Source organism: Streptomyces bambusae (genome assembly GCF_019400985.1).
Classification (GTDB): domain Bacteria; phylum Actinomycetota; class Actinomycetes; order Streptomycetales; family Streptomycetaceae; genus Streptomyces; species Streptomyces bambusae_A.
The window spans coordinates 1-7839 of sequence record NZ_WTFF01000335.1 but is presented as its reverse complement, the minus strand read 5'-3'; the positions used below and the strand labels follow the sequence as shown (position 1 = coordinate 7839).

Below are 7839 nucleotides of genomic sequence, written 5' to 3'. Positions count from 1 at the left end.
CCCGGGAGCACCCGGGCCCCGGGACGTGCCTGTACCGTGAACAGCCGGCGCCACAGGCCCCACCCACCACCCGATGTCACTCCTGCCCACCCCGCCCCGGGCCGCCCGCTCGGCCACCTGCCCGGCGGGGCCGGAGCCCCACATCCCCGCCCCCACCAGGCGAGGCCTGCTCTTCCGGGCGCGGCTGCGCAGGCGCACCGCCGCTCCGGCGGCCGCCCACCCGGCGAGGGCGATGCCCAGCACCCACCCCGCGCTCTGTGCGCCCCCGGGCGCGGCTGCCCTGCCCAGCGACACGGCGGCGGCCAGTGCGGCCGCCGGGGCCAACAGCAGGGTGGCCGCGGGAAGATGGCGGAACCACAGCGGCAGTGCCACCAGCGGCGCGACCCCGCAGAACCACCACCAGTCCGTTCCCCGCGCCGGGCCGGTGCCGTTGCCGGTCACCAGGACGAGGGCCAGCGCCACCAGCCCGGCCAGGGCCCAGCTTCCGGCGGCAGGGGCGAACCACGCCGGCGTGCCCGCCGCCCTCCAGCGCTCGGCCCGGGCCACGCCCCACGTACGGACGCCGCCGTGCGGTAAGGCCCCTGGGGGCAGGTGCTTGACGTAGTCGGTCACGCCCTCAGTATGCGAGCCGCGCTCTGCCCCGGGAAGGTCCCGGGCGGCCCCGGGGTCGCCGCTGCCGTCCTCTCGGTCAGTCCCTGACCTGCGGCGATGACAGGTCTCGCTTCTGTGCTGGCCATGTCATGAAACCGTCACACAGGCCCCGCCGCCCTACCGGAATCTCATGTTCCTCACATAAGAATGAGATCAAGAGATCGCAGAAGCGGTCTTCGACACGCAGTCAGATACGCAGTCACCACCACAGTCATGGGGGAGAAAACGTGAGCAAGTTCGGCGTGCGGAAGTCCGCACAGGGTGTCATCGCCGTGGCGGCCGCCGGGATCCTGACCCTGACGGGCTGCCAGAACGGCGAGGACCAGGGCGGCACCGGGACGGCCGGCCCCTCGACGGCCCCGTCGTCCACGGAGTCCGGCGCCCCGTCCGCCCAGCCGACGCAGTCCTCGCAGCCGACCACCGCCGCCCCCGGGGGCGCGGCCGGCGGTACGGCGAAGGCGGGACAGACCCTCAAGCTGGGTGAGGCGGCCCAGTTCCCGTTCAAGTACGGCACGTCCACCAACGGGACGATCGAGCTGACCGTCACCGCCATCGAGCAGGGCAAGCCCGAGGACCTCGCGCCGCTCAAGCTCGGCGACAAGGCCAGCGGCAAGGTGCCGTACTACATCCGCTACACCGTGAAGAACGTCGGCGACACCGACCTGTCCTACGCCACGGTGGGCCACATCAAGGGCCACCTCGGCGACGGCACCGACGCCCAGGACCTGATGATCATCGGCAAGTTCGAGAAGTGCGACAAGTCCTCGCTGCCCAAGGGCTTCGTCAAGGGCCAGACGCAGACGTCCTGCGCCGTCGCCCTGGCGCCGTCGGCCACCACGAAGGTCGCCTCCGCCGAGTACTGGGGTGACCCCTTCACCCTCGGCAAGGGCCTGACCTGGAAGTGACGGGCACGGCGGACACCTGCTCCTGAACGTACCCCCGCGGCGGCATCCCGCCGCGGGGGTACGCGGCGTTCCGCACGCGGCGTTCCGTCCCCGTCCGCGGTCCCCGCACGCGGCGTTCCGTCCGGGGCCCCCGCGCACCGCGGCTCCGGCTCCGGCTCACCCCCCGTACGTGGCCTCGCCCTCGCCCAGGACCGAGGCGAAGTCCGCCGCCAGCCGCCGCGCGTCCGCCTCCTCCAGCGTGGCGCTGGTGATCCGTACCGCCGGGGGCGCGGCGATCCGGAAGCGGGTGCCCGCCGCCACCCACCAGCCGTGCGTACGCAGTCCGTTGACCACCGCGGACTCGTCGCGCACCGGCACCCACACGTTCAGCCCGCTCGCCCCGTACGCGGTGATCCCGTGCCGGCCGAGCGCGTCGAGCAGCGCCGTACGCCGCCGGGTGTACGCCTCCTGGCCCCGCGCGACCAGCGCCTGCGTGGCGGGATCGGCCAGCAGCCGGGCCGCGGTCTCCTGGAGCACGTGGCTGACCCAGCCCGACGTCAGCAGCATCCGCCCGTCGTGCCGCGCCCGCGTCGTCGCGTCGCAGGTCAGCGCCGCCCACCGCAGGTCGATCCCCAGGTGCTTGGAGGCCGTGCGCACCTGCGCCCAGCGCGGCAGCCCGCCCGTCACCAGTGAGTGCAGCGGTACGCCGGAGATGTCGGCGTTGTGGTCGTCCTCCACCACCAGGACCTCGGGGAACGCGCCCAGCACCGCCAGGAGTTCGGCCCGCCGCGCCGCGGTGAAGCGGCCGCCGCGCGGACTCTGGGCCCGCGGGCTGCACAGTACCGCGCGGGCGCCGGCCCGTAGCGCCCGGTCGAGCTCCTGCGGCCGCATCCCCTCGTCGTCCACGGCCACCGGCAGCATCCGCAGGCCGAGCGCCGGCACCAGGTCCAGCAGATGGTGGAAGCCCGGGTCCTCCACGGCCACCGGGTCGCCGGGCGTGAGCTCGACCGACAGCAGCCGGGCGATGCAGTCCAGCGCGCCGTGCGCGAAGGTCACCTGCTCGTGCGGGACCCCGTCACGGGCGAACCAGGCACGGGAGAGCTCCTCCAGCGCGGGCAGCCGCGGATTTCCGCGGTGCGAGCCGTGGACGGGCGCGATGCCGGCCGGCGGCGTCAGGACGGGCAGGAAGGCCGGATCGGGGTGCCCGCCGGCCAGGTCCCGGATCCCCGCGGGAACCTTCGGCGGCCTCCGCGAGCCCACCACGGGGGCGTGCGCGACGGTCGTCCCCCCGCGGCCCCGCGTCACCACGATGCCGCGCCGCCGCAGCTCCTTGTACGCCGTCGCCACCGTGCCCGGGCTGACGCCCAGCTCGTCGGCGAGCCGGCGCACCGGCGGCAGTGCGGCGCCCGGGCCCAAGGTGCCCTCGGTGACGCCCTGTTCGACGGATGCGGCGATCTCTCTGGCGGTCGTGCCGGTGACGGCATATTGTGTTGCCACGTTAAAGAGTATGTATCAATACAAAGCTTCGCGTCAAGGGGGACCGTTGAGCACCCGAGGAGAGAGCACCACCGGCAGCACCGGACCACGCCCCGCAGCACGCCCCGCACCACCTCCCGCCCGCATTCCCGGCGGACCGGACGGGCGCCGCATGCTGTGGATCACGCTCGTCGACAAGACCGGCAACGGCCTGTGGGCGGGCACCGCCGCCCTCTACTTCACCGCCGTCGCCGGACTCGGCATCGCCGAGGTCGGCCTCCTGATATCCCTCTCCGGCGCCGTCGGCATCGCCGGCTCACCCGTCGCCGGGCGCATCGCCGACCGGATGCCCCTGACCCGGCTGCTCATCGTCCTCCAACTGGTCCGCGCCCTCGCCGCGTTCGCCCTGCTCACCACCGACGCGTACGGACTGCTGCTGCTCTACGCGGCCGTCGGCAGCTTCGGCGACCGGGCGGCCGGCGTCGTCACCAAGCTCTACGCGGCCCGGGTCAGCGGCTCCGACCGGGTCCGCTACCAGGCGGTCAACCGGACCGTGTCCAACGTCGGCTTCGCCCTGGGCGGCATCGCCGCCGCGGCGGCCCTCGGCGTCGCCACCTCCGGCGCCTACCGCGCCCTGCTGATCGGGGATGCGCTCTCCTACCTCGCCGTCGCCGCCCTCACCCTGCGCTGCGGCGAACCGTCCGCGCCCTCGCGCGTGGTGGCCGGCTCCGACGGAGCGAGCCCGCAGGCGCCGAGGAGCCCGTGGCGGGACCGCACCTACCTGCTCTACACCGCGAGCGACGCCGTCCTCTCACTGCACGACTCCGTCTTCCGCGTGGGCATCCCGCTGTGGATCGTCCACGCCACCACCGCCTCCGAGGGGCTCGCGCCCCTCCTGATGGTCCTCAACAGCGCCCTGGTCGTCTTCTTCCAGGTGCCGCTCGCCCGGTTCGGCGCCACGACGGAAGCGGCCCGCGACCTGCTGCGGCCGCTGGCCGTGACGTTCGTCCTCGGCGCGGCGGCCCTGGCCGCGTCGGCCGTCGGCGGGCCCTGGTTCGCCACGGCGGCCCTGTGCGCCACGGCGGTTCTGCTCACCCTCGCCGAGATGCTGCACTCCATCGTGTCCTGGGAACTGTCCGTCGCCCTCGCGCCCGACGAGTCCCAGGGCGCCTACCTGGGCGTGCACGGCCTCGCCCAGTCCGCCCAGCGCAGCGGAGGGCCGCTCGCCGCCACCGCCGCGGTGGCGGCCGGTCCGATGGCCTGGGCGGCCCTGGGCGCCGTACTCGCGGCCACCTGCTGGGGGCAGCGCCGCCTGGTACGCGACCACCTGCCGGCGGAACAGCCCCGGCCGGCGGCGTCCGCGAAGGCCTGACACCGCGGCGGCCGGTGCTCCGCCGGGAGCCGGCCGCCGCTCTGCCGGGGGAGGCGCCGGGGCTGCCGGGGAGCCGGACGGGCTGCCGAAGGAGCCGGCCGGGGCTATACCGCTCCGGTCGCCTCGGTCGCTTTGGTCGCCCCGTTCGCCCCGGCCTCCTCCGTCTCCTTCGTCTCCTTCGTCCCGAGGACCTCCACGGTCCCGCGTCCGCCGTCCACCCGGATCCGGTCGCCCGTCCGGATCCGCGTCGTCGCGTTGCCGCAGCCCACCACCGCCGGAATGCCCAGCTCACGCGCCACGATCGAGGCGTGCGAGAGGTTCGCGCCGACATCGGTCACGATCGCCGAGATGCGGGTGAACAGCGGAGTCCAGCCGATGTTGGTCACCGTGGTCACCAGGATCTCGCCGGGGCGCAGCACCTCGCCCTCCTCCACCGTGGCCACCACCCGGGCGACGCCCTCCACCACCCCGCCCGAGGCGGGCGAGCCGCTGACCGTGTCCGAGGGCGGCACCACCCGCTGCGCGTCGTACAGGTCCGCGCGCCGGTCCGGGTCCGCCGCCCACACCTGCGGGTCGAACTCGCCCCGGATCAGCGTCGGGTACGTCGGCAGCGACCGGTACAGCTCGTACGCCGCCCGCCGCGCCGGCACGGCCGCCAGCGGCGCCTCGTCCCCGCCCAGCACGGTCAGGATCTCCTCCGCCGGCAGGAAGAAGAGGTCCTCGCCGTGCCCGGTCAGCTGCCCGGCCCGCAGGACGACGTCCCGCAGCAGCCAGAAGACGCGTGCGACCTCCGTCCGCGCCGCCTCGCGCAGCCGCGCCGAGGCTGCCCACCGGTCCACCGCGCCGCGCATCCTGCGTACCCGCCGGGGGTGGTCGGCGGCCAAGCGCTCCCAGGCGGCCTCCCGGGCCCGGCCCTGGCGCTCCAGCCGTACGCCGGCGTCCTCCTCGACCGTGCCGAGGGCCGCCAGCTGCCGGTCGAGCCACTGGGGATCCTCCGCCGGACGCGGCGCCGACACCTCGAACTCGTGCGGGCCGCGGTGCCCGTAGGTCCCGGTGTACGCCTCCCGGTCGATCTCGCCCCGCGCGAGCCGCTCCAGCCCCAGCAGCGGGCCCATGCTGGCCAGTTGCCCCTCGTCGCCGAGGCCCGTGGTCATCAGGTCGGCCTGCTCCTCGCCGACCAGCCCGCGCAGGGCGGCGCGTACGGTCACGAGCGAGTCGCCGTCCTGGCGGGTGGCCGCCTGGAGCATGTGGCAGCACAGCCGGAAGTGGTCCGAGACCGCCCCTTGCCACAGGGTGAGCAACGCCTCGGCGCTCGGCGCCGCGGACACTTCGGCGCGCAGCTCGGTGCAGCGTCCGGGCGCCTCGGCCAGGAAGCCGGGCAGCTTCTTGCCGTTGGCGCGGATGCGGCGCACCACCCCGGCGGCCTCGCCCACCGTCTCCCGCCACACGCGCAGCCGGGAGGCGGGCAGCAGCGGAATCGTCACGCCTTCCGGAAGCCGTCCGAAGACCAGCTCGTTGGCCTCGGCGAACTTCCTGCTCTGCCCGAACGCGGCCGCCAGCGAGGCCGTCACCGACAGGTTCATGTACAGGCGCCCGCCGATGTTGCCGTACATGGGCCGCCCCTCCAGGCGGGCGGCGACCATCACGTCGCCCATGAACCGCTGGACGAACGACCACGTGGCCGGCGTCATCACGTCGGGGACGGCCTCGCCGAGATTGGCGCTGGTCCACAGCGCGTCGATGCCGGTGCTGTCGTTCCACACCTCGGGCACCGGCGCCGCGACCGTGGTGACCGGGCGGGCCTGGAGGATCCGGAAGCCGCCGTCCGGCCCGCTGCGGGCCCACTCGACGTCGCGCGGCTCGTCGTACAGTTCCTCGATCTTCAGCCCGAGCCGGGCCAGTTCGGCGGTCTCGGCGTCGGTCAGCACCGCCGCCTCCCGCCGGTCGGCCGGAACCGGCTCCTCACGCGTGCCGGTGTCGGTCCGTACCGTCATGACCTCCTTGGTGGCGGTCCGCCGTTCGACGACGGCCAGGGTCCGGCGCTCCACCACCATCGTGTCGGGTGTGACCAGGCCGCTGACCACGGCCTCGCCCAGACCCCAGGCGGCGTTCACCACCAGCCGGTCGGCCCGGCCGCCGAGCGGGTCGACGGTGAACATCACCCCGGCCGCGTCCGCCTCCACCAGCTCCTGCACCACGACGGCGAGCGCCACGTCCTCGTGGGCGATGCCGGCGCGGGCCCGGTAGGCGATCGCCCGGTCGGTCCACAGGGACGCCCAGCAGTCGCGGACGGCCCGCAGCAGCGCCGCCTCGCCCCGGATGCCGAGGTAGGTGTCCTGCTGGCCGGCGAAGGAGAGGTCCGGCAGGTCCTCAGCGGTGGCCGAGGACCGGACCGCCACCGTGCGGTCCCCGTCGCCGAGCCGCGCGTACGCCGAGACGACCGCGTCGCGCACCGCGTCCGGCAGCTCGGCCTCGCCGAAGGCGGCGCGGATCCGCGCCCCGGCACCCTGCGCCCCGGCACCCTGCGCCCCGACGTCCTGCGCCCCGGCGGAGTCCTCCGCCAGGGCGGCGGCGATGCGTTCGCCCAGCCCGGTGCTCGTCACGAACTCCCGGTACGCGGCGGTCGTGACGTGGAACCCGTCCGGCACGGGCAGCCCGGCCCGCGCCAGCTCCGCCAGCGCGGACCCCTTGCCGCCCGCGGTCTCCAGCGTGGCCGCCGGGTCGTCCAGATCCATCACTAACCGCATGCCGTTCTCCACAGGTCGGGACCAGTTCATGAGCTGTTGACCTTAGTGTGCTCGGCGCCGTGCCCCGCCCGCCGCCGGGACGGATCCGGCCACTGCGCGACGAACTCCCCGAGGGCGGGGCCACGGCCGCGGGTGAGGCATGATCGGAGGATGTCGACACGCATCATCGCCGCCTGTGACGGGGCGGCCAAGGGGAATCCCGGGCCCGCCGGTTGGGCCTGGGTCATCGCCGACGCCCACGGCCACCCGCAGCGCTGGGAGGCCGGCCCGCTGGGGCGGTCCACGAACAACGTGGGCGAGCTCACCGCCCTGGAGCGCCTGCTGGAGGAACTGCCGCCGGGCACCGCCGCCGAGGTGCGGATGGACTCCCAGTACGCCATGAAGGCCGTGACCCAGTGGCTGCCGGCCTGGAAGCGCAACGGGTGGAAGACGGCCGCGGGCAAGCCGGTCGCCAACCGGGAGCTCGTCGAGCGCATCGACGCCCTGCTCGCCGACCGGGACGTGCAGTTCCGCTACGTCCCCGCTCACCAGGAGGACGGCGACCACCTCAACGCGATCGCCGACCAGGCCGCCAGCGACGCGGCCCGCACCCAGCAGCCGGCCGGCACCGCCCTCGGCGCCGAGGACCTCCCCGTGCCGTCCGCCCCGACCGCGGCCCCCGCCCGCCGCCCCGCGCCCCGCGCCCCGCCCGGCGGGCCCCGGGCATGAG

The 7839-nt window shown here is 75.0% G+C and carries 4 protein-coding genes and 2 pseudogenes; 3 read left to right on the top strand and 3 right to left on the bottom strand.

The window, feature by feature from the left end:
• Nucleotides 1–612, bottom strand: a pseudogene (locus tag GPJ59_RS30525) (hypothetical protein); the annotation flags it as partial.
• Nucleotides 613–878: 266 nt separating this feature from the next.
• Here GPJ59_RS30525 and GPJ59_RS30520 point away from each other — a divergent pair.
• Nucleotides 879–1556 (top strand): hypothetical protein, encoded by a 678-nt coding sequence (locus tag GPJ59_RS30520; protein WP_219671155.1) that lies wholly within the window; start codon nucleotides 879–881, stop codon nucleotides 1554–1556.
• Between the two features lie 156 nt (nucleotides 1557–1712).
• Here the strand turns inward: GPJ59_RS30520 and GPJ59_RS30515 are convergent, their stop codons facing one another.
• Nucleotides 1713–3032 carry an aminotransferase class I/II-fold pyridoxal phosphate-dependent enzyme gene (locus GPJ59_RS30515; protein ID WP_219671154.1) on the bottom strand — a complete coding sequence of 440 codons (1320 nt, stop codon included), beginning with the start codon at nucleotides 3030–3032 and terminating at the stop codon, nucleotides 1713–1715.
• Between the two features lie 151 nt (nucleotides 3033–3183).
• Here GPJ59_RS30515 and GPJ59_RS30510 point away from each other — a divergent pair, with 151 nt between their 5' ends.
• Nucleotides 3184–4383 (top strand): MFS transporter, encoded by a 1200-nt coding sequence (locus tag GPJ59_RS30510; RefSeq protein WP_219671153.1) that lies wholly within the window; start codon nucleotides 3184–3186, stop codon nucleotides 4381–4383.
• A 104-nt stretch (nucleotides 4384–4487) separates the two neighbouring features.
• Here GPJ59_RS30510 and GPJ59_RS30505 read toward each other — a convergent pair whose 3' ends face one another.
• Entirely contained in the window at nucleotides 4488–7130 is a 2643-nt protein-coding gene (locus GPJ59_RS30505) for a PEP/pyruvate-binding domain-containing protein (RefSeq protein WP_219671152.1), read from the bottom strand.
• A 150-nt stretch (nucleotides 7131–7280) separates the two neighbouring features.
• Between GPJ59_RS30505 and GPJ59_RS30500 the strand changes: the two are divergent.
• Nucleotides 7281–7832 (top strand): annotated as a pseudogene (locus GPJ59_RS30500) (ribonuclease H family protein); the annotation flags it as partial.
• Nucleotides 7833–7839 lie beyond the last annotated feature (7 nt).